The 23,855-nt window shown below is 43.9% G+C and carries 23 protein-coding genes, 1 riboswitch and 1 other annotated feature; all 23 genes read left to right on the plus strand.

What is annotated here, in order from left to right:
- The first annotated feature begins 6 nt into the window (after positions 1-6).
- Positions 7-501, plus strand: coding sequence for a DivIVA domain-containing protein (locus AAZR19_RS03045; protein WP_008344947.1), 495 nt, complete (start codon positions 7-9; stop codon positions 499-501).
- 59 nt (positions 502-560) lie between these two features.
- Positions 561-798 (plus strand) — a binding site (T-box leader).
- 59 nt (positions 799-857) lie between these two features.
- A complete protein-coding gene (ileS, locus tag AAZR19_RS03050) occupies positions 858-3,623 on the plus strand; it encodes an isoleucine--tRNA ligase (protein ID WP_434702269.1) in 2,766 nt (921 codons plus the stop codon).
- Positions 3,624-3,783: 160 nt separating this feature from the next.
- A complete protein-coding gene (locus AAZR19_RS03055; protein ID WP_024424237.1) occupies positions 3,784-4,158 on the plus strand; it encodes a TraR/DksA family transcriptional regulator in 375 nt (124 codons plus the stop codon).
- A 94-nt stretch (positions 4,159-4,252) separates the two neighbouring features.
- A complete protein-coding gene (gene lspA, locus AAZR19_RS03060; protein ID WP_434702272.1) occupies positions 4,253-4,720 on the plus strand; it encodes a signal peptidase II in 468 nt (155 codons plus the stop codon).
- Positions 4,717-5,631, plus strand: coding sequence for an RluA family pseudouridine synthase (locus tag AAZR19_RS03065; RefSeq protein ID WP_061109813.1), 915 nt, complete (start codon positions 4,717-4,719; stop codon positions 5,629-5,631). The genes lspA and AAZR19_RS03065 overlap by 4 nt, the downstream gene beginning before the upstream one ends.
- Positions 5,632-5,801: 170 nt before the next feature.
- Complete coding sequence (gene pyrR, locus AAZR19_RS03070) at positions 5,802-6,344, plus strand: bifunctional pyr operon transcriptional regulator/uracil phosphoribosyltransferase PyrR (protein ID WP_024424234.1); 543 nt, start codon at positions 5,802-5,804, stop codon at positions 6,342-6,344.
- Positions 6,345-6,499: 155 nt separating this feature from the next.
- The gene (locus AAZR19_RS03075) at positions 6,500-7,828 is read left to right on the plus strand and encodes a solute carrier family 23 protein (RefSeq protein WP_025092549.1); all 1,329 of its coding nucleotides are present in this window, start codon (positions 6,500-6,502) and stop codon (positions 7,826-7,828) included.
- A gap of 130 nt (positions 7,829-7,958) precedes the next feature.
- Positions 7,959-8,882 (plus strand): aspartate carbamoyltransferase catalytic subunit, encoded by a 924-nt coding sequence (locus AAZR19_RS03080; RefSeq protein WP_024424232.1) that lies wholly within the window; start codon positions 7,959-7,961, stop codon positions 8,880-8,882.
- Complete coding sequence (locus tag AAZR19_RS03085) at positions 8,866-10,152, plus strand: dihydroorotase (protein WP_024424231.1); 1,287 nt, start codon at positions 8,866-8,868, stop codon at positions 10,150-10,152. Before AAZR19_RS03080 ends, AAZR19_RS03085 begins: the two co-directional genes overlap by 17 nt.
- A complete protein-coding gene (locus AAZR19_RS03090) occupies positions 10,149-11,243 on the plus strand; it encodes a carbamoyl phosphate synthase small subunit (protein WP_024424230.1) in 1,095 nt (364 codons plus the stop codon). Before AAZR19_RS03085 ends, AAZR19_RS03090 begins: the two co-directional genes overlap by 4 nt.
- A complete protein-coding gene (gene carB / locus AAZR19_RS03095) occupies positions 11,228-14,443 on the plus strand; it encodes a carbamoyl-phosphate synthase (glutamine-hydrolyzing) large subunit (RefSeq protein ID WP_075611367.1) in 3,216 nt (1,071 codons plus the stop codon). The genes AAZR19_RS03090 and carB overlap by 16 nt, the downstream gene beginning before the upstream one ends.
- The gene (locus AAZR19_RS03100) at positions 14,440-15,216 is read left to right on the plus strand and encodes a dihydroorotate dehydrogenase electron transfer subunit (RefSeq protein ID WP_087975464.1); all 777 of its coding nucleotides are present in this window, start codon (positions 14,440-14,442) and stop codon (positions 15,214-15,216) included. The genes carB and AAZR19_RS03100 overlap by 4 nt, the downstream gene beginning before the upstream one ends.
- Positions 15,210-16,142: a dihydroorotate dehydrogenase gene (locus tag AAZR19_RS03105; protein WP_034281714.1), complete on the plus strand. Its 933-nt coding sequence runs from the start codon at positions 15,210-15,212 to the stop codon at positions 16,140-16,142. Before AAZR19_RS03100 ends, AAZR19_RS03105 begins: the two co-directional genes overlap by 7 nt.
- A complete protein-coding gene (gene pyrF / locus AAZR19_RS03110; RefSeq protein ID WP_434702277.1) occupies positions 16,114-16,818 on the plus strand; it encodes an orotidine-5'-phosphate decarboxylase in 705 nt (234 codons plus the stop codon). Before AAZR19_RS03105 ends, pyrF begins: the two co-directional genes overlap by 29 nt.
- 7 nt (positions 16,819-16,825) lie before the next feature.
- Positions 16,826-17,464 carry an orotate phosphoribosyltransferase gene (gene pyrE, locus AAZR19_RS03115; protein ID WP_262089397.1) on the plus strand — a complete coding sequence of 213 codons (639 nt, stop codon included), beginning with the start codon at positions 16,826-16,828 and terminating at the stop codon, positions 17,462-17,464.
- 168 nt (positions 17,465-17,632) lie between these two features.
- Positions 17,633-17,735, plus strand: a riboswitch (SAM riboswitch).
- 116 nt (positions 17,736-17,851) lie between these two features.
- Complete coding sequence (locus AAZR19_RS03120) at positions 17,852-17,956, plus strand: DUF2292 domain-containing protein (protein WP_369810469.1); 105 nt, start codon at positions 17,852-17,854, stop codon at positions 17,954-17,956.
- Between the two features lie 45 nt (positions 17,957-18,001).
- Complete coding sequence (locus tag AAZR19_RS03125) at positions 18,002-18,703, plus strand: phosphoadenylyl-sulfate reductase (protein WP_024424224.1); 702 nt, start codon at positions 18,002-18,004, stop codon at positions 18,701-18,703.
- 13 nt (positions 18,704-18,716) lie between these two features.
- A complete protein-coding gene (locus AAZR19_RS03130; RefSeq protein ID WP_041108926.1) occupies positions 18,717-19,781 on the plus strand; it encodes an inorganic phosphate transporter in 1,065 nt (354 codons plus the stop codon).
- Between the two features lie 57 nt (positions 19,782-19,838).
- The gene (gene sat / locus AAZR19_RS03135; protein ID WP_024424222.1) at positions 19,839-20,975 is read left to right on the plus strand and encodes a sulfate adenylyltransferase; all 1,137 of its coding nucleotides are present in this window, start codon (positions 19,839-19,841) and stop codon (positions 20,973-20,975) included.
- 14 nt (positions 20,976-20,989) lie between these two features.
- Positions 20,990-21,583: an adenylyl-sulfate kinase gene (gene cysC / locus AAZR19_RS03140; RefSeq protein ID WP_034281722.1), complete on the plus strand. Its 594-nt coding sequence runs from the start codon at positions 20,990-20,992 to the stop codon at positions 21,581-21,583.
- 29 nt (positions 21,584-21,612) lie between these two features.
- On the plus strand, positions 21,613-22,368 hold the full coding sequence (gene cobA / locus AAZR19_RS03145) for a uroporphyrinogen-III C-methyltransferase (RefSeq protein WP_041108928.1): 756 nt from the start codon (positions 21,613-21,615) through the stop codon (positions 22,366-22,368).
- Between the two features lie 74 nt (positions 22,369-22,442).
- Complete coding sequence (locus AAZR19_RS03150) at positions 22,443-23,228, plus strand: sirohydrochlorin chelatase (RefSeq protein WP_423059592.1); 786 nt, start codon at positions 22,443-22,445, stop codon at positions 23,226-23,228.
- Positions 23,209-23,712, plus strand: coding sequence for a precorrin-2 dehydrogenase/sirohydrochlorin ferrochelatase family protein (locus AAZR19_RS03155; RefSeq protein WP_434702281.1), 504 nt, complete (start codon positions 23,209-23,211; stop codon positions 23,710-23,712). Before AAZR19_RS03150 ends, AAZR19_RS03155 begins: the two co-directional genes overlap by 20 nt.
- The last annotated feature ends 143 nt before the right edge of the window (positions 23,713-23,855 follow it).

Genomic DNA, 23,855 nt, shown 5'->3' on the forward strand with positions numbered 1-23,855 from the left:
GCGAGGTTGCCATTAACACCTAATGATATTCATAATAAAACGTTCACAAAAAGCTTTCGCGGCTATGATGAAGATGAAGTAAACGAGTTTTTAAGCCAAGTACGTAAAGACTATGAAATCGTACTTCGTAAAAAGAATGAGCTTGAAGACAAAGTAAACGAGCTTGACGAAAGACTAGGTCATTTTGCAACGATTGAAGAGACATTAAACAAATCGATTCTTGTGGCGCAGGAAGCAGCAGAAGACGTAAAGCGTCATTCTGATAAAGAAGCAAAATTGATTATTCGTGAAGCAGAGAAAAATGCAGACCGTATTATCAACGAAGCGCTGTCAAAATCAAGAAAAATTGCGATGGAAATCGAAGAGCTGAAGAAACAGTCGAAGGTCTTTAGAACTCGTTTCCAAATGCTCATCGAAGCACAGCTTGATCTTCTGAAAAATGACGATTGGGATCATTTACTGGAATATGAAGTAGACGCTGTCTTTGACGAAAAAGAATAAGCGCATCATCTTGACATGACGTGCTCATGTTGCATATAATACCATCATAAATTAACAAGAGATAAACGTTTGAAAGGGACACTCGCAGCTGTCACATGCCGTAATAAAGCGAATCAGGGATGGTGGAAGCCTGACATTACGAGACGCTGCAATGAGATCACCCCTTTAGTTCCTTTTCTGAAAAAACCAGTAAGAAAAGGCGTCTGATCACGTTACGATTTTTGAGTGGATAAGCGGCTCTTTCATATCGCTTGTCTAAAAGGGTGGTACCGCGAGACAAGCCTTCTCGTCCCTTATGGGATGAGAGGGCTTTTTTTATTGTTTTTTAATCAGAATTAGCATGTGGAGGAATGGGTATGAACTACAAAGACACCTTATTAATGCCGAAAACAGAATTCCCGATGAGAGGGAACTTGCCGAACAAAGAGCCTGAAATCCAAGAGGAGTGGGCAGAGAAAGACATCTATCAAATGGTTTTAGAGCGGACGAAAGGACGCCCGACGTTTATTTTGCATGATGGACCTCCATATGCGAATGGTGACATTCATATGGGGCATGCACTTAATAAAATCCTAAAAGATTTTATCGTCCGTTTTAAATCAATGAACGGATACCATGCACCGTACGTACCGGGCTGGGATACACACGGGTTGCCAATTGAAACAGCTCTCACTAAAAATAAAAAAGTCAAACGCAAAGAAATGTCTACAGCAGAATTCCGCAAACTATGCGAGGAGTATGCTTGGAAACAAATTGAAGGTCAGCGCAGCCAGTTTAAGCGATTAGGCGTCAGAGCAGACTGGGACAATCCATATGTCACATTAAAGCCTGAATACGAAGCGCAGCAAATTCTTGTCTTTGGTGAAATGGCGAAGAGAGGCTATATCTATAAAGGATTAAAGCCTGTTAACTGGTCTCCTTCAAGTGAATCAGCCCTCGCTGAAGCGGAAATTGAATATAAAGACAAACGTTCACCATCCATTTACGTTTCGTTTAAAGTAAAAGATGGCAAAGGCGTTCTTGAAAACGGCGAACAATTCATTATCTGGACAACAACACCTTGGACGCTTCCTGCAAACCTTGGCATTTGTGTTCATCCAAACTTAGAGTACAGTGTTCTTCAAGTCGGTGCTGAGCGTTATGTCGTTGCATCTGAACTAGTTGAACAAGTAGTAAAAACACTCGGCTTTGAAGAATGCGAAGTTGTGAAAACATTAAAAGGTAAAGAATTAGATAAAATCGTTGCAGCACATCCAATGTACGATAGAGATTCTCTTGTGATGCTTGGCGATCACGTGACAACTGATGCGGGAACAGGCTGTGTTCACACAGCACCAGGCCACGGGGAAGATGACTTTATTGTCGGTATGAAATACGGTCTTGATGTGCTCTGTCCAGTAGATGAAAAAGGTGTGATGACAGATGAGGCGCCTGGTTTTGAAGGACTATTCTATGAGGATGCTAATAAAGCCATCACAGAACAGCTAGAAGCAAAAGGTGCGCTGAAAAAGCTCGACTTTATCACGCACTCCTACCCGCATGACTGGAGAACGAAAAAACCAACGATTTATCGTGCGACAGCTCAGTGGTTTGCATCCATTAAAGATTTTAGAGAAGCGTTATTAGACAATATTAAAGAAACAAAATGGGTTCCAGCATGGGGAGAAACACGCCTGTTCAATATGGTGCGTGACAGAGGTGACTGGTGTATTTCAAGACAGCGTGTATGGGGCGTTCCAATTCCGGTCTTTTATGCGGAAAATGGTGAGCCGATCATCACGGACGAAACCATTCAGCATGTATCTCAATTATTTAGAGAGCATGGCTCAAATATTTGGTTTGAAAAAGAAGCAAAAGAGCTATTGCCAGAAGGCTTTACACATCCAGGTAGCCCGAATGGTGAATTCACAAAAGAGCAGGACATCATGGATGTATGGTTTGATTCCGGTTCTTCTCACCAAGCCGTTTTAGAAGAAAGAGACGACCTAGTCCGTCCGGCAGATCTTTATCTTGAAGGCTCTGACCAATATCGCGGCTGGTTTAACTCCTCTTTATCAACAGCAGTTGCTGTCACTGGAAAAGCACCATATAAAGGTGTCCTAAGCCATGGCTTCACGCTTGATAAAGAAGGGCGTAAGATGAGTAAATCATTAGGCAATACGATTGATCCAACGAAGGTCGCGAAGCAGCTTGGTGCAGAGATTCTTAGACTTTGGGTATCTTCTGTCAACTATCAAGCCGATCATCCAGTGTCTGATGATATTTTGAAACAAGTAGCAGAAGTCTATCGTAAGATCCGTAACACCTTCCGCTTCCTGCATGGGAACTTATTTGACTTTGACCCAGCAGTTAATGCCGTGCCGGTAGAAGAGCTTCGCGAAGTGGATCAATACATCATGATCAAATTAAACAAATTGATTGATAAAGTGAAAAAAGCTTATGATGATTACGAATTTGCGGTCGTCTATCATGCGATTCACAATTTCTGTACGATTGAGCTCAGCTCTTTCTATCTCGATTTTGCAAAGGATGTCGTCTACATTGAGCATGCCGATCATCCAGACCGCCGCAGCATGCAGACTGTCTTCTACGAAACATTAATGGCTTTAGTGAAGCTGACTGCACCAATTCTTCCGCATACCGCAGATGAATTATGGAGCCACTTAAGCTTTGTTGAAGAGCCAAGTGTTCAGTTAACAGATATGCCAGAAGGTGTGCTAGTTCCTCAAGCTGAAGCGACAGAAGCGAAGTTTGACCGCTTTATGGAGGTACGTGACGATGTGCTAAAAGCGCTGGAGATTGCGCGTAACGAGAAAGTCATCGGACGTTCACTTGAAGCAAGTGTGACGCTTTATGCGACAGATGAAGTGAAAAACCTTCTTGCATCCATTAAAGAAGATGTGAAGCAGCTCTTTATCATCTCTGAATTAACGGTAGAAGATGAGCAGCATGCAGATGCATCAGCGCCTGAATATACATCAGGACGAATTGTGGTTCAAAAAGCAGAAGGAGAACTATGCGAGCGTTCCCGCATTATTTCAAAAGACGTTGGTGCAAATCCGAAATACCCAACATTGTCGCTGAAAAATGCTGAAATCGTGGAGAAATATTACCAAAATTAACAATGCGATATCACAAGCTGGCGCCCCGTCATATGCGGGGCGTTTTCTTTTATGAGAAAATGACAGCGTTTAGAACGAAAGGAAAAATCTTATGGCTTTAAAGTAACCAGGCGGGGCAACAATATGATTATCACGACAGGGCAGGAGTTGAAATAGCGACATGAATGGCGATCTAGAGACGATTTACACGGAACTCCTTCAAATGAAAGAAGAGCTGCAATCTAAACTGTTTGAATACGCATCATTTCGTTCACCCGCTGAGCATGTCACATTGAATGAGGTCAAAACGACCACGCTTCTTTATCACATCAAAGAAGAGCTGCAAGATGTGTCTCTCGCTATTGCAAAAATCGAACAAGGAACCTATGGCATATGTGAGGCAACAGGAGATGTGATTCCGCTTGAACAAATGAGTATTCTTCCTACCGCCCGCACGGCTGACGACTTTTTATATCATAAGCAATACGAGAAAAAAGCATTCACTCCTTATCCTTACGAATCAAATGATTCTCATTTTGAAGCCTTCCACATGTAGGGAGGTTTTTGTCTGTCAACTAAAGTTTCTTTACTCCTTCCTGTTTTCTTGATAAAATGCTTAAAGATCAAAGTATGAAGATGGAGGAACGTGTGTGTTCTATTACATAATCGCATTCGTTATCATTTGTTTAGACCAATTAACAAAATGGCTCATTGTCAAAGATATGATGCTCGGTGATTCTGTTCCAGTCATTGATGGATTCTTTTATATCACGTCTCACCGAAATTCAGGAGCCGCATGGGGAATTCTCCAAGGGCAAATGTGGTTTTTCTATGTGATCACACTCGTTGTTATTGCGGGAATTGTTTATTACTTACAAAAACATGGACAAAAGGACAAGCTGCTGGGAGTTGCGCTGGCCTTAATGCTTGGCGGAGCGATCGGAAACTTTATCGACCGTATTTTCCGTCAGGAAGTGGTTGATTTTGCTCATTTCGTATTTGGGGATTATCACTACCCAATCTTTAATATTGCAGATTCTTCTCTCTGTGTAGGGGTTATTCTGCTCTTCATTCAAATGCTGTTAGATGGAAAGAAAAATAAGGAGTCAACTACATGAATCAAGTAAATATTGCCGTTTCAGAAGAACAAACGAGTGAACGGCTAGATAAATTTCTAAGCACGACAGAACCAGAATGGTCAAGAACCCAAGTCCAGCAATGGGTAAAAGATGGGCTGATCGAAGTAAACGGGAAACAAGTAAAGGCCAATTACAAAGTACAAGCTGGGGATCAAATCAAAGTGGAGATTCCAGATCCGGAAGCGCTAGATGTAGAAGCAGAACCAATGGATCTTGATATTTATTATGAGGATGCAGATGTGTTAGTCGTAAATAAACCACGAGGAATGGTCGTTCATCCAGCGCCGGGTCATGTGTCAGGAACACTTGTAAATGGACTGATGGCACATTGCAAAGACTTATCAGGGATTAACGGTGTGATGCGTCCTGGAATTGTCCACCGAATTGATAAAGATACGTCTGGGCTGTTAATGGTCGCAAAAAACGATATGGCACATGAGTCACTCGTTAATCAGCTGGTGGCTAAAACTGTCACTAGAAAGTATACGGCTGTTGTCCACGGTATTATCCAGCATGATACAGGCACAATTGATGCACCAATTGGCAGAGACAAAAAAGACCGCCAAAGCATGACGGTCACAAAAGAAAATGCAAAACAGGCCGTTACTCACTTTGATGTGATTGAACGCTTTAAAGACTTTACGGTTGTCGAATGCCGTCTTGAAACGGGAAGAACACACCAAATTCGTGTTCATATGAAATATATCGGCTACCCTCTTGCAGGAGATCCGAAATATGGGCCGAGAAAAACAGTAGATTTTAATGGACAGCTGCTGCATGCAGGTGTTTTAGGATTTGATCATCCTAGAACAGGAGAATATATCGAGTTCACAGCACCAATTCCAGCTGATATGCGGGGCTTTATCGATTCATTAAGAAATAACGATTGACAGGCCGTTCTTTTTTTGAAATAATAAACAAAGAAATTGAGATTCTTTAAAACAGTCCAGAGAGGCTGAGAAGGATAACGGATCAATTTGTGCACGCGTATGCACAAATGAACGCCCCTCTCTGCCCTTTGCAGAAGGGGCTTTTTATTTGTCAAAAAGAGGTGTAATAGATGGAACAAAAAGCAGTCATTCTTGATGAACAAGCGATTAGACGAGCGCTTACCCGAATTGCACATGAAATGATTGAGCGCAACAAAGGGATGAAGGATGTCATCCTTGCCGGGATCAAGACAAGAGGCATACATCTTGCTAAGCGCCTTGCAGAGCGCATCGAGCAAATTGAAGGGAATCCAGTCACTGTGGGTGAACTTGATATTACGCTATACCGTGATGACCTGACAAAAAAGACAGACAACCAAGACCCGCTTGTAAAGGGTGCAGACATACCAGCTGACATTAATGACAAAACACTCATTGTTGTTGACGATGTCCTATTTACAGGCAGAACCGTGAGAGCAGCTATGGATGCCCTTGTGGATGTAGGAAGACCATCTTCCATTCAACTGGCTGTGCTTGTCGACCGAGGACACCGGGAGCTGCCGATTCGAGCGGATTACATCGGGAAAAACATTCCGACTTCAAAAGCAGAGACAGTCATGGTTCAGCTCAATGAAGTAGATCAAAACGACCTTGTCGCTATATATGAAAAATAACCTTTTTAAATGCATTCCAGAGAGTTTGCAAAGAGGGCAATAACAGAGACACCGAGCACACGGCTAACATGACGTGTCCGGTTTATCTAGGCCTCTTTGCGCATACTCGCAAAGAGGCTTTTTTAATGAAAAAGGACACATCTAGGAGGAAAATCATGAGTCAGCAAAAAGCCAATTTAGGCATTCGAGATATCCCAAAACCATTCACATGGCTGTCACTTAGCCTGCAGCATTTGTTTGCGATGTTTGGTGCGACCATTCTTGTACCAAAAATCATTGATATGAGTCCAGCCGTCGCGCTCATCTCAAGCGGTGTGGGAACGATTGTTTACTTAATTATCACAAGAGGACAAATTCCGGCGTATCTTGGATCTTCCTTTGCCTTCATCGCCCCCATACTGAATGTTAAAGCAACGGGCGGCCCTGGAGCCGCAATGGTTGGCGCCTTCATGGCGGGTGTCGCTTATGCACTCATCGCCCTATTCATTAAATGGCTCGGCACAGGCTGGCTGATGAAGCTTCTGCCGCCGGTTGTCGTAGGACCAGTCATTATGGTCATCGGACTCGGACTCGCTGGAACAGCAGTCAACATGGCGATGTATGTTGATCCGAATGCAACCGAGCTTGTTTACAGCCTCAAGCACTTAATGGTCGCTGGCTTCACACTGGCTGTCACCATTATCAGTATGATTTTCCTAAGAGGATTCCTTAGCTTAATCCCAGTATTAATCGGCATAATCAGCGGCTATCTCTTTGCCTTAACTCAAGGCATTGTGAACTTCCAGCCGGTCATTGACGCAAAATGGTTTGCTGTACCAGACTTTGTCGTGCCATTTGTCGACTATACACCTGCTGTGACCTTAAGCATTCTCACAGTGATGGTACCGGTTGCCTTTGTGACAATGTCTGAGCATATCGGCCACCAAGTGGTGTTAAGTAAGGTCGTAGGACAAGATTTTATTAAAAAACCAGGTCTTCACCGCTCCATTTTAGGAGACAGTGCGGCGACGATCTTCGCTTCACTTATTGGCGGACCGCCAACAACAACTTATGGAGAGAACATTGGCGTACTGGCCATCACAAGAGTGTTCAGTATCTTCGTCATCGGCGGAGCGGCGGTGTTTGCGATCTGCTTCGGTTTTGTAGGAAAAATTTCAGCATTAATCAGTACAGTGCCGTCCGCGGTGATGGGAGGCGTTTCGTTCCTGCTCTTTGGAATCATTGCTTCAAGCGGCCTGAGAATTCTGATTGATCATAAAGTGAATTTTGAAGAAAAGCGTAATCTCATTATCGCATCAGTCATCCTAGTCATTGGGATTGGCGGGGCATTCATTGAGGTGAAACAAATCAATCTCACCCTATCTGGAATGGCACTTGCTGCGATTACGGGTGTGCTGTTAAATCTGATCCTGCCGCATCAAAAAGCAGAAGATGACAACTCAAATGAATCAAATACAGAAAACCTTTTAAAAGAAGTCCAGTGAGGCTGACAAGGGTTCTAATTGGAGCAGAATGCACAAAAGTGCCGCTGCTTCTTTTAGAGAACCCTAAGCTGCCGAGGCTTAGGGTTTTTTTGAACCTGAAAGTGATGAAAAACTAGAGGGGGAAGAAAAAATGAATGATTTATCGACAATGAGCAGCTTATCAAAAGAAGAGATTTTACAGCTGATTGAAGAAGCAGCTGCACTCAAAAAGGGAAAACAAGAACATGGATTAGCCGGAGAATTTGTGGCAAACCTCTTCTTTGAACCAAGCACAAGAACACGTTTTAGCTTCGAAGTAGCCGAGAAGAAACTAGGGATGAATGTCCTGAGCTTAGATGCGGCAAGCACCTCCGTTCAAAAAGGCGAAACACTTTACGATACGGTAAAAACACTCGAATCGATCGGAGTAAAGGCATGTGTGATCAGGGACAGCACCGATGAATATTATAACGAGCTGATCGGGAAGGTTGGAATTCCCATCATCAATGCAGGAGATGGCTGCGGACAGCATCCAACCCAATCACTGCTTGACCTCATGACCATCTTTGAAGAGTTTGGCGGCTTTGAAGGCTTAACGATTTCGATTCATGGAGACATCAAACATAGCAGGGTGGCAAGATCAAATGCTGAGGTTCTCTCAAGGCTGGGAGCGACAGTCCTCTTTTCAGGACCTGCTTCCTTCCAGGATGAACAAAACCCTCACGGAACGTATGTCCAAGTAGATGAAGCCATCGCACAATCTGATGTGGTGATGCTACTTAGAATCCAGCATGAACGGCACGCTGAAAAAATGGGCAGTGAAGATTACTTATCAACTTATGGATTAACAGTAGACAGAGCAAACAAAATGAAAGAACGCGCGATTATTATGCATCCAGCACCAGTAAACAGAGGTGTTGAAATAGATGATTCATTAGTAGAGTCCAAGCAGTCAAGGATTTTCAAACAAATGGAAAATGGTGTTTATATCCGAATGGCCGTATTAAAAAGAGCTTTTCAAAATAGCACACTACATCAAAAAGGGAGAGATTCTGTCTATGTCATATCTCATTAAAAACGGTTTTATCTTAACAAGCACAGGTGAAAGAGTGCAGCAGGATATTAGGGTAAAAGGAAAAGTGATTCAAGCGATTGGACACCTAGAAAGAGAAGACGGAGAAGAGGTTATTGATGCAGCAGGGCTATTTGTGTCACCAGGCTTGATCGATCTGCATGTGCATTTAAGAGAGCCGGGCGGAGAGAAAAAGGAAACGATTGAAACAGGCTCTAAAGCAGCCGCAAGAGGCGGATATACGACGATTGCAGCGATGCCGAATACAAGGCCGGTTCCAGATACAAAAGAGCAAATGGAATGGCTGATGAATCGAATCGAAGAGACCTCATCTGTGAGAGTGCTGCCATACGCCTCCATCACAACGAGACAAATTGGGGAAGAGATGACGGATTTTGCAGCACTAAAAGAAGCAGGCGCCTTTGCTTTTACAGATGACGGTGTCGGCATCCAAACAGCAGGCATGATGTACGAAGCGATGAAACAGGCAGCAAGTCTTGATCAAGCGATTGTGGCGCACTGTGAAGATAACTCGCTCATTTACGGCGGGTGCGTTCATGAAGGAGAATTTTCAAAAGCAAATGGGTTAAACGGAATCCCGTCCATTTGTGAATCGGTGCATATTGCAAGAGATGTTCTTTTAGCAGAAGCAGCGAACTGTCATTATCATGTATGTCATATCAGTACGAAAGAATCTGTGCGGGTCGTACGCGATGCAAAAAAAGCAGGCATCCGTGTGACGGCTGAGGTGTCACCGCATCACCTGCTGTTGTGTGATACGGACATTCCAGGTCTTGATACAAATTATAAAATGAACCCGCCGCTCAGAGGAAAAGAGGATCGCGAGGCATTGATCGAGGGACTGTTAGATGGAACGATTGATTTCATCGCAACAGACCATGCGCCGCATACAGAAGAAGAAAAGAACGAAACCATGCAGCGTGCCCCGTTTGGAATTGTGGGACTTGAAACAGCGTTCCCGCTTCTGTATACACGATTTGTCAAAACAGGCGAATGGACATTAAAGGAACTCGTTGATTATATGACAATTAAACCAGCAGAAGCATTTTCTCTTCCATATGGAAAGCTTGAAGAAGGGCACATAGCTGATATCACACTTATTGATTTAAACAAAGAAATGGCAATTGATAAAACAAGCTTCTTATCTAAAGGGCAAAATACACCGTTTGACAAATTGACTGTATCAGGATGGCCGGTCATGACACTTGCATCTGGGAAAGTCGTTTATGAAGAGGGGAGACTAGTAAAATGAAGAGACGCTTAGTGCTAGAAAACGGAACAGTATTCGAAGGAACAGGCTTTGGCAGCTTAGAACCATCAGTCGGAGAAGTCGTCTTTAATACAGGGATGACGGGCTATCAAGAAATTTTATCTGATCCATCATACTGCGGGCAAATTGTCACACTGACTTACCCGCTTATCGGCAACTATGGCATTAACCGTGACGATTTTGAATCGATCACACCGTTTGTGAAAGGGCTGATTGTGAAAGAGCTTTGTGAAAAGCCCTCAAACTGGCGCTCTTCATATTCACTCGATGAATATTTAAAAATGAAAAACATTCCGGGGCTGAGCGGAATCGATACACGGAAGCTGACTAGAATGATTCGAAGTGCAGGGACTTTAAGAGGGGCGTTCGCAGGACCTGATGAACAAGTAGAAGACGTTGTCCGCCGCCTTCAAACATTGCAGCTGCCAACAGATCAAGTGAGTCAAGTATCTGTGAAAAATGCGTACCCAAGCCCAGGCAGAGGAAAAAGAATTGTCCTTGTCGATTTCGGCATGAAGCACGGCATTTTGCGCGAGCTCAATAAACGTGACTGCGACGTCATTGTGGTGCCATACAACATCACTGCAGATGAAGTGCTGCAGCTAAAGCCTGATGGCATCATGCTTTCAAACGGACCTGGAGATCCTGTGGATGTACCGGAAGCCGTTGAGATGATTCAGCAATTGATTGGAAAGGTGCCGCTCTTTGGTATATGCCTCGGACATCAATTGTTTGCTCTAGCGTGCGGTGCAAGCACAGAAAAAATGAAATTTGGCCACAGAGGATCAAACCATCCGGTGAAAGAACTAGCAACTGGCAAGGTGACACTGACTTCTCAAAACCACGGCTACACGGTTAGCAGTATTAACGAAGACGTGCTCGAAGTCACACATATTGCCCTAAACGACAATACGATTGAAGGATTAAAACATAAAGAAGCACCAGCATTCACTGTTCAGTACCACCCAGAAGCATCACCGGGTCCAGAAGATGCAAACTACTTATTTGACCAGTTCATGGAAATGATTCATACGACTGAGAAAGAAGGGGAAGAAGTATGCCAAAACGCGTAGACATCAAAAAGATTTTAGTAATCGGATCAGGTCCTATCATCATCGGTCAGGCAGCGGAGTTTGACTATGCAGGCACACAGGCTTGCTTAGCGCTAAAAGAAGAGGGCTATGAAGTCGTTCTTGTCAACTCTAACCCTGCGACCATCATGACAGATACAGAAATGGCCGACAAGGTATACATCGAACCACTGACACCAGAATTTTTAACACGAATCATTCGAAAAGAACGCCCTGATGCGATCTTGCCAACACTTGGCGGGCAAACCGGATTAAACCTTGCAGTTGAATTATCAGAGCTTGGCGTATTAGCTGAATGCGGCGTTGAAGTACTCGGTACAAAGCTGTCAGCCATTCAAAAAGCAGAGGATAGAGATTTATTCCGTAATTTAATGAATGAACTAAATGAGCCGGTACCAGAAAGTGAAATCATTCATAACCTTGAAGAAGCGATGGCGTTCACGGATCAAATCGGTTTCCCTGTCATTGTCAGACCAGCCTATACATTAGGCGGAACGGGCGGCGGTATTTGTACAAACGAGCAAGAACTGAAGGAAATCGTTGAAAACGGTCTGAAGCTAAGCCCAGTCACACAATGCTTACTTGAAAAAAGCATTGCCGGCTTTAAAGAAATTGAATATGAAGTCATGCGAGACAGCGGTGACCATGCAATCGTTGTTTGTAACATGGAAAACTTTGACCCTGTCGGCATTCATACAGGTGACAGTATTGTTGTAGCACCAAGCCAAACGTTAAGTGACCGTGAATATCAGCTGCTTCGAAATGTGTCGCTTAAGCTGATCCGTGCACTTGGTATTGAAGGCGGCTGTAACGTTCAGTTGGCACTTGATCCAAACAGCTTTCAATACTATATCATCGAGGTAAACCCGCGTGTGAGCCGTTCATCTGCGCTTGCGTCAAAAGCGACAGGCTATCCAATTGCCAAATTGGCAGCGAAAATTGCTGTCGGCTTAACGCTTGATGAAATGATGAACCCAGTCACAGGTAAAACCTATGCAGCCTTCGAGCCGGCACTTGACTATATCGTTTCAAAAATACCGCGCTGGCCGTTCGATAAATTTGAATCTGCGAACAGACGTCTTGGTACGCAAATGAAGGCAACTGGTGAAGTCATGGCAATCGGCCGCACATTAGAAGAGTCTCTTCTAAAAGCTGTACGTTCACTTGAAGCCGATGTGCATCACATTGAATTAAAAGATGAAGCAGACATCACAAATGAAGTGCTTGAAAAGCGGATTATCAAAGCGGGAGACGAACGATTATTTTATATCGCTGAGGCACTTAGAAGAGGCTATACAGTCGAACAAATACATGAATTCTCAAAAATTGATTACTTCTTCCTTCATAAGCTGGAAGGCATCATTGCCTTTGAGAAGACATTAAAAGAAAACAAAGGCAATACAGACGTATTAAAAGAAGCGAAAGAAAAAGGCTTCTCAGATATCTACATTAGCCGCGAGTGGAATATGAACGAAGCGGATGTCTACAAGCTAAGACAAGAAGCAGGCATTGTACCTGTATACAAAATGGTGGATACATGTGCGGCAGAATTTGAATCAGAGACACCTTATTTCTACAGCACATATGAAGATGAAAATGAATCAGAACGTACAGACAAGAAAAGCGTTATCGTATTAGGTTCAGGTCCTATCCGAATTGGACAAGGGGTTGAATTTGATTATGCGACTGTTCACTCTGTGTGGGCAATTAAACAAGCAGGCTATGAAGCGATCATTATTAACAACAACCCTGAAACAGTCTCAACAGACTTTAGTATTTCAGATAAGCTCTATTTTGAACCACTCACTGTAGAAGATGTCATGCATATCATCGACCTTGAACAGCCTGAAGGAGTCGTCGTTCAGTTCGGCGGACAAACGGCGATCAACCTAGCAGATGAATTGTCAAATAGAGGGGTTAAAATTCTTGGAACTTCCCTAGAAGACCTAGACCGCGCAGAAAACCGGGACAAGTTTGAACAAACGTTAGAAACACTTGGTGTGCCGCAGCCTAAAGGGAAAACAGCAACGTCTGTGCCTGAAGCTGTAGCGATTGCCAATCAAATCGGCTACCCAGTTCTTGTCCGTCCTTCCTATGTATTAGGCGGCCGCGCGATGGAAATTGTGTATCAAGAAGCTGAGCTTCTTCACTACATGGAGAATGCGGTGAAGGTCAACCCGCAGCATCCAGTGTTAATTGACAAGTATTTGACAGGAAAAGAAATTGAAGTAGATGCCGTGTCTGATGGAGAAACTGTCGTAATCCCAGGCATTATGGAACACATTGAAAGAGCCGGAGTTCACTCTGGTGACTCGATTGCGGTCTATCCGCCGCAAACATTGTCTGAGGACATCAAAGCAAAGATCGCAGAATACACGATCAAGCTTGCAAAGGGACTCAACATTATTGGGCTTTTGAACATTCAGTTTGTCCTATCAAAAGGTGAAGTGTATGTACTTGAAGTGAACCCGCGATCAAGCCGGACGGTTCCTTTCTTAAGTAAAATTACAGGCATCCCGATGGCAAACCTTGCGACAAAAGTCATCTTAGGAGACAAGCTCAAAAATTATGGCTACGAAGAAGGGCTTCATACAGAGCAAGAAGGGGTGTACGTCAAAGTTCCAGTCTTCTCTTTTGCAAAATTAAGAAGAGTGGATATTACACTCGGGCCTGAAATGAAATCAACAGGTGAAGTCATGGGGAAAGATGTCACGATCGAAAAAGCCCTATATAAAGGATTGATTGCATCAGGCATTCAAATCCCTAATGACGGAACAGTTCTTCTGACAGTGGCTGATAAGGATAAAGAAGAAGGACTTGAGATCGCAAGAAGATTCCATTCGATCGGCTATCATATTTTAGCAACAGAAGGAACGGCGAATTATTTAAAACAAGCCTCCATTCCATCAAGTGTGGTCGGCAAAATTGGAGAGGAAGGCAAAAATCTTCTTGATGTCATTCGAAACGGGGAAGCCCAATTCGTGATCAACACATTAACAAAAGGAAAACAGCCAGCTAGAGACGGCTTTAGAATTAGACGTGAATCTGTTGAAAACGGAGTGGCTTGCTTAACGTCACTAGATACAGCAGAAGCCATTTTAAGAGTGCTAGAGAGCATGACATTTAGAGCGGATGAAATGCCAGAAGTGAAAACGAATGCTGAGGTGACAGTAACGATATGAAAAAAGCATACTTGACGGTCGTCTCGAACCGAGAGATCGCTGATCATATTTACGAAATGACATTAAAAGGTGACCTTGTGGACTCCTTTCAAACGGCTGGACAATTTCTTCATCTAAAGGTCAGTGAATCCATGACACCGCTGCTGAGAAGACCGATCAGTATTGCCAACATTCATGCCGAGCAAAAAGAAGCAACCATCATTTACCGCGCAGAGGGTGAGGGCACAAAGCTCCTCTCCCAAAAGCGGGAGGGAGAATCAGTCGATGTATTAGGGCCGCTTGGAAACGGGTATGATCCTTCAGTCGTCAAGCCCGGAGAGACGGCATTACTAGTCGGCGGCGGAATTGGCGTACCGCCTCTATATGAGCTTTCCAAGCGTTTAACGAAAAAAGGCGTCATCGTAAAGCATGTCCTCGGCTTTCAGTCGAAAAAGGATGTATTTTACGAGGAAAAATTTCAAGCACTCGGCGATACGTTTATTGCAACGGTTGATGGCACATACGGTGCTAAAGGCTTTGTAACAGATGTGATAAAAGGGCAAAACCTGAGCTTTGATGTGCTGCTTTCCTGCGGTCCAACACCTATGCTAAAAGCGCTGAAAGACACGTATCCTGATAAGCCTGTGTACATTTCGATGGAAGAACGAATGGGCTGCGGGATTGGTGCCTGCTTTGCATGTGTCTGTCATACCGATCAGCTCGACAAACCTTACGTTAAAGTGTGTCTTGATGGACCTGTTTTTAAAGCAGAGGAGGTGGCATTATCATGCTAAACGTTGAGTTACCGGGATTATCTTTAAAGAATCCAATTATCCCTGCATCAGGCTGCTTTGGATTCGGGAGAGAATTTGCATCCTTATATGACCTATCATTACTGGGCGGTATCATGATCAAAGCCACAACCCTTGAACCGAGATTTGGCAATCCGACTCCAAGGGTAGCCGAGACAGGAGCTGGTATGCTCAATGCAATCGGCCTTCAAAACCCAGGTCTAAAAGGCGTACTTGAAAATGAATTGCCTTGGCTTGAGCAATTTGATACGCCTATTATTGCGAATGTTGCTGGCTCACAGGTTGAAGATTATGTTGAAGTAGCCAAGCAAATCAGCCAAGCAAAAAATGTTCATGCCCTTGAGCTGAATATTTCTTGCCCAAATGTTAAAACCGGCGGAATCGCCTTTGGTACAGATCCAAATATGGCAGCATCATTGACAAAAGCGGTCAAGGACGTCTCTTCTGTACCTGTCTATGTCAAGCTGTCACCTAACGTAGCTAATATTGTAGAGATTGCTCAAGCGATTGAAGCTGCTGGAGCGGATGGACTCACCATGATTAACACATTAATTGGGATGCGTTTAGATTTAAAAACGGGGAAACCCATCCTTGCCAATAAAACAGGCGGATTATCAGGACCAGCTGTCAAACCTGTCGCTGTGCGCATGGTGCATGAGGTGAGTCAAGCGGTTTCTATTCCGATTATCGGGATGGGCGGAGTGCAAAGTGCTGAAGATGTACTTGAATTTTTACTAGCAGGTGCAAGTGCAGTAGCTGTCGGTACAGCCAATTTTGTGAATCCATTTATTTGCCCGGAAATCATTGAAGAGCTGCCAAATGTGTTAGCAGCATATGGTTATTCATCTGTAGAGGAATGTATCGGAAGGAGCTGGAAACATGAAGCACTTGCCCATCATCGCGCTTGATTTTCCTTCAGGACAGGAGGCGCTTACCTTTTTAGATCCCTTTGAAGGGACACCATTATTTGTGAAGGTCGGCATGGAGCTGTTTTACCAAGAAGGACCTGCCATCCTTGATGCGCTGAAAGAAAAAAATTGCCGCATTTTTCTCGATCTAAAATTACATGACATTCCAACAACGGTGCAAAAAGCGATGAACCGGATTGCCGCACTTGGCGTTGACTTGGTCAATGTGCATGCGGCTGGCGGGAAACGAATGATGCAGGCTGCGTTAGAGGGACTTGAAAGCGGAACTCCTGCTGGAAAAAGCCGTCCGGGCATTATTGCAGTGACCCAGCTGACTAGTACGTCTGAAGACATGATGAGAAAAGAATTACTCATTGACCGTCCGCTGCAAGAGACTGTTATCCGGTACGGACAATTAGCATATGAAAGTGGGCTGGACGGGGTTGTTTGCTCTGTTCATGAATCTAAAGCACTTCATGAACATATCTCACCCTCCTTTCTCACTGTAACGCCAGGTATTCGCTTACCAAATGATCAAACTGATGACCAAAAACGTGTGGCGACACCTGCCTATGCAAAAGAGCAAGGTGTTTCACAAATTGTTGTCGGGAGATCAATCACAAAAGCTGATAAACCAATAGAAGCCTATCATCAAATTTTGAAAGAGTGGGAGTGACTGCCAGATGAAATCAAAAATCGCGAAACATCTATTACAAATCAAAGCGGTCTCATTAAAACCAGACGAACCGTTTACATGGGCGAGCGGTATAAAATCACCGATCTATTGTGATAACCGCCTCACATTATCATATCCAGAAGTCAGACACGACATTGCGGAAGGTCTAAAAGATTTGATTCTCACTCATTTCAAGGGAGCAGAGGTTGTTGCAGGTACTGCAACAGCAGGCATTCCGCATGCGGCATTAGCAGCAGACCGCTTGAACATCCCGATGTGTTATGTCAGAAGTAAGCCGAAAGCACACGGCAAAGGAAATCAAATTGAAGGGGCCGTATCGAAAGGCCAAAAGGTTGTCGTCGTCGAAGACCTTATTTCCACAGGAGGCAGTGTGCTGGAAGTGGTTGCTGCTCTTCAAGCTGAGGGCTGCGAGGTACTAGGAGTTGCCGCAATCTTCACATACGGACTGCCAAAAGCAGCAGCCGCTTTTCAAGAAAAAAATATTCCATATGTCACCCTGACAGACTATGACTCATTGACAGACGTGGCACTTGAACTGAAAGCGATTGAGCCGTCTGCGATGAACAAACTAAAACGCTGGAGACAAGATCCTTCGTCTGAATCTTGGATGGAAGAAACGGTCTGAAAAGTCAAAGTCCATCGTTAACAATTTCAAAAGCTGTGCCTGCCCGCACGGCTTTTTTATTTGGGTAAAAATAGTAAAATAGACTCAAATTTTAATAAAAACTAATCCTATCAATAAAGTCGGGTTGACTTTTGTTTGAATTGTGTTAATATTTAAGACAAATTGAAACTCTTATCCAGAGAGGTGGAGGGACTGGCCCGATGAAACCCGGCAACCTGCGATTCGCAAGGTGCTACTTCCTGCAAAATGATTCTATTTTGAAAGATAAGGAAATTGTGAGCTTCCTCATCTTTCTTTCGGACTGAAAGAAAGTTTTTTTATTTTAACGGTGAGGAGGAAGAGGAGATGGAAGTGAAACAAAATCAGGATGAGGACTTAGTAAAGCATATGCAAGAACTGATTGGGGATATGAAATTCGGTTCAATTACGTTAATTGTTCAGGACGGTCAAGTGATTCAAGTGGAAAAAAACGAAAAAATTAGATTAAAGTAGTGCGGAAAATAGCAATATGAGCGGTACTCCGGAAGGGGAGAAATCATGTTAACTTATGAAAATTGGCAAGAGCCGTCCATTACATTTCAAGAGGATGATTTGTATAAAGGAGCCCTGTCTGTACTGAAATGGGCGTACGGTCATTATGGTGACCAGCTCGTATATGCGTGCAGCTTTGGGATTGAGGGCATCGTTCTGATTGATCTGATTGCAAAAGTAAAAAAAGATGCGAGAATTGTCTTTTTAGATACAGGTCTGCATTTTAAAGAAACTTACGACACAATTGATGCGGTAAAGGAAAGATACCCGGGTTTAGACATTGTACTGAAAACGCCTGAGCTGACGGTTGAACAGCAAAATGAGCAGCACGGTGATCAATTATGGAAAACAGATCCTCAAAGCTGCTGCCATATGCGTAAGGTCATTCCTTTGCAAGAAGCGCTATCTGGTTATCCAGCATGGCTTTCTGGTTTAAGAAGAGAGCAGTCACCAAAACGAGCAGGGACGAATTTCTTAAATAAGGATGAAAAATTCAAATCAGTGAAAGTATGTCCGCTCATCCATTGGACGTGGAAGGACATATGGAGATATGCATCTAGAGAGGAACTTACTTATAATCCGCTGCATGACCAAGGATATCCAAGTATCGGCTGTGCACCGTGTACACAGCCAGCATTTACTGCAGATGATCTGCGTTCTGGCAGATGGTCAGGCACAGCAAAGACAGAGTGCGGATTACATGAGTAAGGGAGCATAATGTATGGAAATCGCCGCAATTTTATTTAGTCTATTCTTTGCTTTAAACATAGGCGCAAGCGGGGCAGCTGCTTCTATGGGCATTGCGTATGGATCAGGTGCCATTCAAAAGCCCATTTATGCACTCAGTTTTTGTGCAGTGGGGATTTTAGCAGGTTCAGTGATTGGCGGCGGCGAGGTCGTCAAAACGATCAGCTCTGGTATTATGCCAGAATCAGTCATTACACTTGAAATCGTTTGTATTATCATTGGTTCTGCTGCACTATCACTTTTCATAGCGAATCTGATAGCGATTCCTTTATCAACAAGTGAGGTCACAGTAGGGGCTGTGGTTGGTGTGGCAGTCGCGTATAAAGTATTGTTTGTGAAATCCATTTTAGTGATTGTGGCATTTTGGGTCATCATCCCGCTTTTCGCCTTTCTTTTTACCTTTGCTGTCGTCAAAATCATCAGAATGTTCCCTAAACGGAAGCTGTCTAAAAAAGGCACAGCTATTTTATCTGTCATATTAATCCTTAGTGGATTTTTAGAGGCATTTTCAGCCGGTATGAACAATGTGGCAAATGCCGTCGGGCCGCTCGTCGCTTCAGGCGTTTTGTCAGTTGGGCAGGGAACACTTTACGGCGGAATCTTCGTCGCAGCAGGGGCCCTCTTGCTAGGCAGAAGAGTTCTGGAAACAAACGGAAAGAAAATTACCCGCTATCAAACAGGCGAAGGGATTTTACTTTCGAGTACCGGTGCCGGGCTTGTCATCGTCAGCTCTATTTTGGGGCTGCCCGTTCCACTTACGCAAATCACCTCCTCGTCTATTATCGGGCTTGGAATGGCCAAAGGGGGGCCTAACATTTTTCACAAACATGTTGTGAAAAAAATGCTGAAAGTGTGGGTGGTCTCACCTTTCTTATCACTCAGCCTATCGTATTTGCTTGTGAGCCTTTTCTTAAAAGGAGACTATTACTCTATCTTTATCATGATGAGTGTACTGCTTGCCTCACTTGGTGCGCTGAGTCTGATGAAGGCAGTCAAAAATGAAAGCAGCTCTATTCATGAACAGGGCGGCGGGATTTAACCATAAATCCGACTATTAACATCTAATAAATATGAACATTGAGAGGAAGATGAACAAATGAGTTTAACACCACATGGTGGCGTATTAATTAATCGAGTAAATGAAGAATATGATCTCAGCACGGCTGCGAAGGAAATTGAACTAGATGCGATTTCCTTTGCAGACCTTGAACTCATTGCAATTGGCGGATATAGTCCAATTGAAGGGTTTTTAACAAAAGCTGATTATGAAGCAGTTGTAAGCAGTATGCGGCTAGCAAGTGGTGTCGTTTGGTCTCTTCCTATTACACTGCCAGTGACAAAAGAAAAGGCGGCGGAAATCCATCAAGGCGATATCGTGCGCTTATCCTACAATGGAACTGTATATGGGGTCATTGAAGTAGAGGATCAATACACACCAGATAAAGAAAAAGAAGCGGTGAATGTCTATAAAACAGATGACCGCAATCATCCAGGCGTGAAAAAATTATTTGAACGCGGCGATACTTACATTGGCGGAAAAATTACACTGACGAAACGCAGTGAAAAACCATTCCCTCAATTTACGTATGAGCCAGAAGAAACAAGACGTCATTTTAAAGAAAACGGCTGGAAAACCATTGTTGGTTTCCAAACGAGAAACCCGGTTCATCGTGCCCATGAATATATTCAAAAAACAGCACTGGAAACAGTCGATGGTTTATTTTTAAATCCGCTTGTCGGTGAAACAAAATCTGACGACATCCCGGCAGATGTAAGAATGAAAAGCTATCAAGTGTTATTGGACGGTTATTATCCAAAAGACCGCGTCTTTTTAGGTGTTTTTCCTGCTGCAATGCGTTATGCTGGACCAAAGGAAGCCATTTTTCATGCGCTAGTACGGAAAAATTATGGCTGCACCCATTTTATTGTCGGAAGAGATCATGCAGGTGTTGGTGACTATTACGGCACATACGAGGCGCAGGAACTATTTGATCAATTTACAAGCGAAGAAATCGGCATTACTCCATTAAAATTTGAACACAGCTTCTACTGTAATACATGTGAAGCGATGGCCACACCAAAAACGTGTCCTCACGACAAAAGCGAGCATGTCATTCTTTCAGGTACAAAGGTTCGAACAATGCTGAGAAACGGTGAATTACCACCAAGCACGTTCAGCCGAAAAGAAGTCATTGAAACATTAATCGAAGGATTAAAAACGACGGTATCTTAATGGGAGGGTATGACATGAGCAACGAACATATCGTGTGGCATGATTCATCTATTACAAAAAAAGAATATCAACAGAAAAACAATCATACGAGCGGCATTATCTGGCTTACAGGTCTAAGCGGGTCAGGTAAATCAACGATCGCGAATGCAGCTGCAAGAGAGCTGTTTGAACAAGGCTACCAAGTCACAGTTCTTGACGGCGATAATGTGCGGCATGGACTCAATAAAGATCTAGGGTTTTCAGATGATGACAGAAAAGAAAACATCCGCCGGATCGGAGAAGTAGCAAAATTATTTGTGGAGCAAGGGACGATTGTCATCACTGCTTTTATTTCTCCATTTCAAGAAGACCGCCACACTGTCAGACAGTTGGTCGAAGATGGAGAATTTCACGAAGTGTTTGTCAAATGTGATCTGAACGTGTGTGAAGAGCGTGACCCAAAAGGGTTATATAAAAAGGCGAGAAACGGTGAAATTCCATTTTTCACTGGAATCGATTCACCGTATGAAGAGCCTGCTGCGCCTGAGCTCGTATTAGATACAGGGGAATTATCCCGTGAGGAATCCAAACAGCGTCTTGTTGATTATGTAAAAGGAACAACGAAATAATCGCCTGATGGCAGGGGGAGAAAAGCAAGATGGGGAAAGTATACATTGTGGGTGCTGGACCCGGTGACCCAGATTTAATAACATTAAAGGCCCATAAGGCGATACAGCAGGCAGATGTCATCTTATATGATCGTCTTGTCAATCAAGAAATTCTCGCCCATGCCAAACCGGAGGCGGAATTGATTTATTGCGGCAAGCTGCCAAATCATCATACAATGAGACAGGAAGCCATCAATGAAGCGCTTGTGGCTCATGCAAAGGAAGGGAACGTTGTCGTTCGGCTGAAAGGCGGCGACCCCTTTGTCTTTGGCCGCGGCGGTGAAGAAATCGAATGCTTAGCTGAGCACGGAATTCCGTATGAGGTCGTCCCGGGAATTACTTCTGGTATTGCAGCGGCTGCTTATGCGGGCATCCCTGTGACACATCGCGAATTCAGCTCAAATGTTGCTTTTGTCACGGGTCACTATCAAAAGGATGAACATTTTGAAGAAAAATGGGAGGCGCTGGCTACAGGGATTGATACTCTTGTGATTTACATGGGTGTCAAAAACGTGGAAAGAGTGCAGCGCCTGCTTTTGAAAAATGGACGGGACCCTGAAACACCCGCTGCATTTATACACTGGGGAACTACAACGAGGCAAAAGACAACTTGCTGCACGGTTGCGACACTGTCTGAAACCGTTGAAAAAGAAGGGATCGAGCATCCAAGTTTAATTGTTGTTGGAGATGTCGTTCATTTTCATCAAAAGCTGAACTGGTTTGAACCCGCATTAATCGAGAAATGAGAATGATAGAGAAAAGACACGTGCATACATCGTGTCTTTTCGTCTGATGAAAACAAGTGAGAGGGAGGAGCCGCATGAAACAAGCTGTCCTTTATGTTGGGCATGGAAGCCGAGTAAAAGAAGCACAAGATAAGGCCATTTCTTTTATGAAGAGCTGTATGCCGTTAGTGAAAGCGGATATACAAGAAATTTGTTTTTTAGAGCTGACGGACCCTTCTATAGAAGAAGGATTTGAGGCCTGTGTGAAAAAAGGAGCGACACACATTGCCATCGTCCCGCTCCTCCTTTTGACTGCCATGCATGCCAAATCGGATATCCCGGTCGAAATTGAGAAAGTGCGCGCGCGTTTCCCGCAAGTGAAGGTCACATATGGAAAGCCAATCGGCGTGAATCAAGAAGTAACAAAAGCGGTTGCCGCAAGAATTGAAGAAGCAGGATATCAAGGCGAGCGCGCGCGGATTCTTTTAATTGGCCGTGGGAGCTCTGATCCGGATGTGAAGCGAGATGTGTTTGGTATTGCAGACGATGTCCGAAATCTGCTTCCGCATGCAGAGGTTCTTCCGTGTTTTATTACAGCATGTGAGCCAAATTATCGAGATGTTCTCGCGCAGTTATCAGAAGATGACGATGGGCCTGTTTATATCGTTCCTTACTTACTGTTTACGGGGATTTTAATGAAAGAAATTGAAAGTGAAGCCGCTCAGGCGAGAAAGCGGCTGAAAGATGTCCGGGTATGCCGGTATATTGGCTTTCATCCGCATGTCAAAGCGGCTTATATTGAACGCGTGCAAGAAACCATTTTAAACAAAGACGATGCGTTTCGTTTCCGAGGAGAAAGCCATGCTTCCAGTCCATCTTGATTTAACCAATAAACAAGTGGTCATCGCCGGCGGCGGATCTGTTGCATTAAGAAGAGCAAAGACATTGTGTACGGAGCCTTGCCATCTAACTGTTGTGAGTCCTGATCTTTCTGAAGAGATGGCGTGCCTCATTGATACATACGCATTGAATTGGAAGGAAAAGAAGGTGGGCGCTGAAGATTTGAAGGATGCGTTTTTCATTGTAGCTGCTACAAACGACCCTTCGGTAAATGAATGGATTGCACAAACAGCGCAGCCTCACCAGCTCGTGAATTGTGTGAGCCAATCTGAGCTCGGTAATGTGATGGTGCCGAAGGTTGTCAAATCAGGAAAAGTGACGATTTCAGTCTCTACAAGCGGTGCAAGCCCCGCCCGGACAAAACAGCTGGCTGCGGCAATTGAATCCTTGCTTGAACAAGAGGATATTGACGCACTTGATGCCCTTTACATCGAAAGAAAAAAACGACAAAGAAAAAGCCGATAAAATCCTTACAGGAGATGGGACTGACCCCATAAAGTGAGACAAATAAAAACACCTTTAAATTGAAAAATCGGGTATAGCATATCTGAAAACAATTTGGAGGTGTTTTTTGTATGGGAAAAAGAGTTAGTTATCCGATTAGTGTA

It is taken from the genome of Bacillus sp. Je.9.29.b (genome assembly GCF_051129925.1).
Taxonomy (GTDB): Bacteria; Bacillota; Bacilli; order Bacillales; family Bacillaceae; genus Bacillus; species Bacillus safensis.

Bases quoted from the DNA above. Each gene is read 5' to 3' on its own strand.
- ileS (WP_434702269.1), top strand. From the start codon at position 858: ATGAACTACAAAGACACCTTATTAATGCCGAAAACAGAATTCCCGATG.
- AAZR19_RS03055 (WP_024424237.1), top strand. From the start codon at position 3,784: ATGAATGGCGATCTAGAGACGATTTACACGGAACTCCTTCAAATGAAA.
- AAZR19_RS03065 (WP_061109813.1), top strand. From the start codon at position 4,717: ATGAATCAAGTAAATATTGCCGTTTCAGAAGAACAAACGAGTGAACGG.
- pyrR (WP_024424234.1), top strand. From the start codon at position 5,802: ATGGAACAAAAAGCAGTCATTCTTGATGAACAAGCGATTAGACGAGCG.
- AAZR19_RS03075 (WP_025092549.1), top strand. From the start codon at position 6,500: ATGAGTCAGCAAAAAGCCAATTTAGGCATTCGAGATATCCCAAAACCA.
- AAZR19_RS03080 (WP_024424232.1), top strand. From the start codon at position 7,959: ATGAATGATTTATCGACAATGAGCAGCTTATCAAAAGAAGAGATTTTA.
- AAZR19_RS03085 (WP_024424231.1), top strand. From the start codon at position 8,866: ATGTCATATCTCATTAAAAACGGTTTTATCTTAACAAGCACAGGTGAA.
- AAZR19_RS03090 (WP_024424230.1), top strand. From the start codon at position 10,149: ATGAAGAGACGCTTAGTGCTAGAAAACGGAACAGTATTCGAAGGAACA.
- carB (WP_075611367.1), top strand. From the start codon at position 11,228: ATGCCAAAACGCGTAGACATCAAAAAGATTTTAGTAATCGGATCAGGT.
- AAZR19_RS03100 (WP_087975464.1), top strand. From the start codon at position 14,440: ATGAAAAAAGCATACTTGACGGTCGTCTCGAACCGAGAGATCGCTGAT.
- AAZR19_RS03105 (WP_034281714.1), top strand. From the start codon at position 15,210: ATGCTAAACGTTGAGTTACCGGGATTATCTTTAAAGAATCCAATTATC.
- pyrF (WP_434702277.1), top strand. From the start codon at position 16,114: ATGAAGCACTTGCCCATCATCGCGCTTGATTTTCCTTCAGGACAGGAG.
- pyrE (WP_262089397.1), top strand. From the start codon at position 16,826: ATGAAATCAAAAATCGCGAAACATCTATTACAAATCAAAGCGGTCTCA.
- AAZR19_RS03120 (WP_369810469.1), top strand. From the start codon at position 17,852: ATGCAAGAACTGATTGGGGATATGAAATTCGGTTCAATTACGTTAATT.
- AAZR19_RS03125 (WP_024424224.1), top strand. From the start codon at position 18,002: ATGTTAACTTATGAAAATTGGCAAGAGCCGTCCATTACATTTCAAGAG.
- AAZR19_RS03130 (WP_041108926.1), top strand. From the start codon at position 18,717: ATGGAAATCGCCGCAATTTTATTTAGTCTATTCTTTGCTTTAAACATA.
- sat (WP_024424222.1), top strand. From the start codon at position 19,839: ATGAGTTTAACACCACATGGTGGCGTATTAATTAATCGAGTAAATGAA.
- cysC (WP_034281722.1), top strand. From the start codon at position 20,990: ATGAGCAACGAACATATCGTGTGGCATGATTCATCTATTACAAAAAAA.
- cobA (WP_041108928.1), top strand. From the start codon at position 21,613: ATGGGGAAAGTATACATTGTGGGTGCTGGACCCGGTGACCCAGATTTA.
- AAZR19_RS03150 (WP_423059592.1), top strand. From the start codon at position 22,443: ATGAAACAAGCTGTCCTTTATGTTGGGCATGGAAGCCGAGTAAAAGAA.
- AAZR19_RS03155 (WP_434702281.1), top strand. From the start codon at position 23,209: ATGCTTCCAGTCCATCTTGATTTAACCAATAAACAAGTGGTCATCGCC.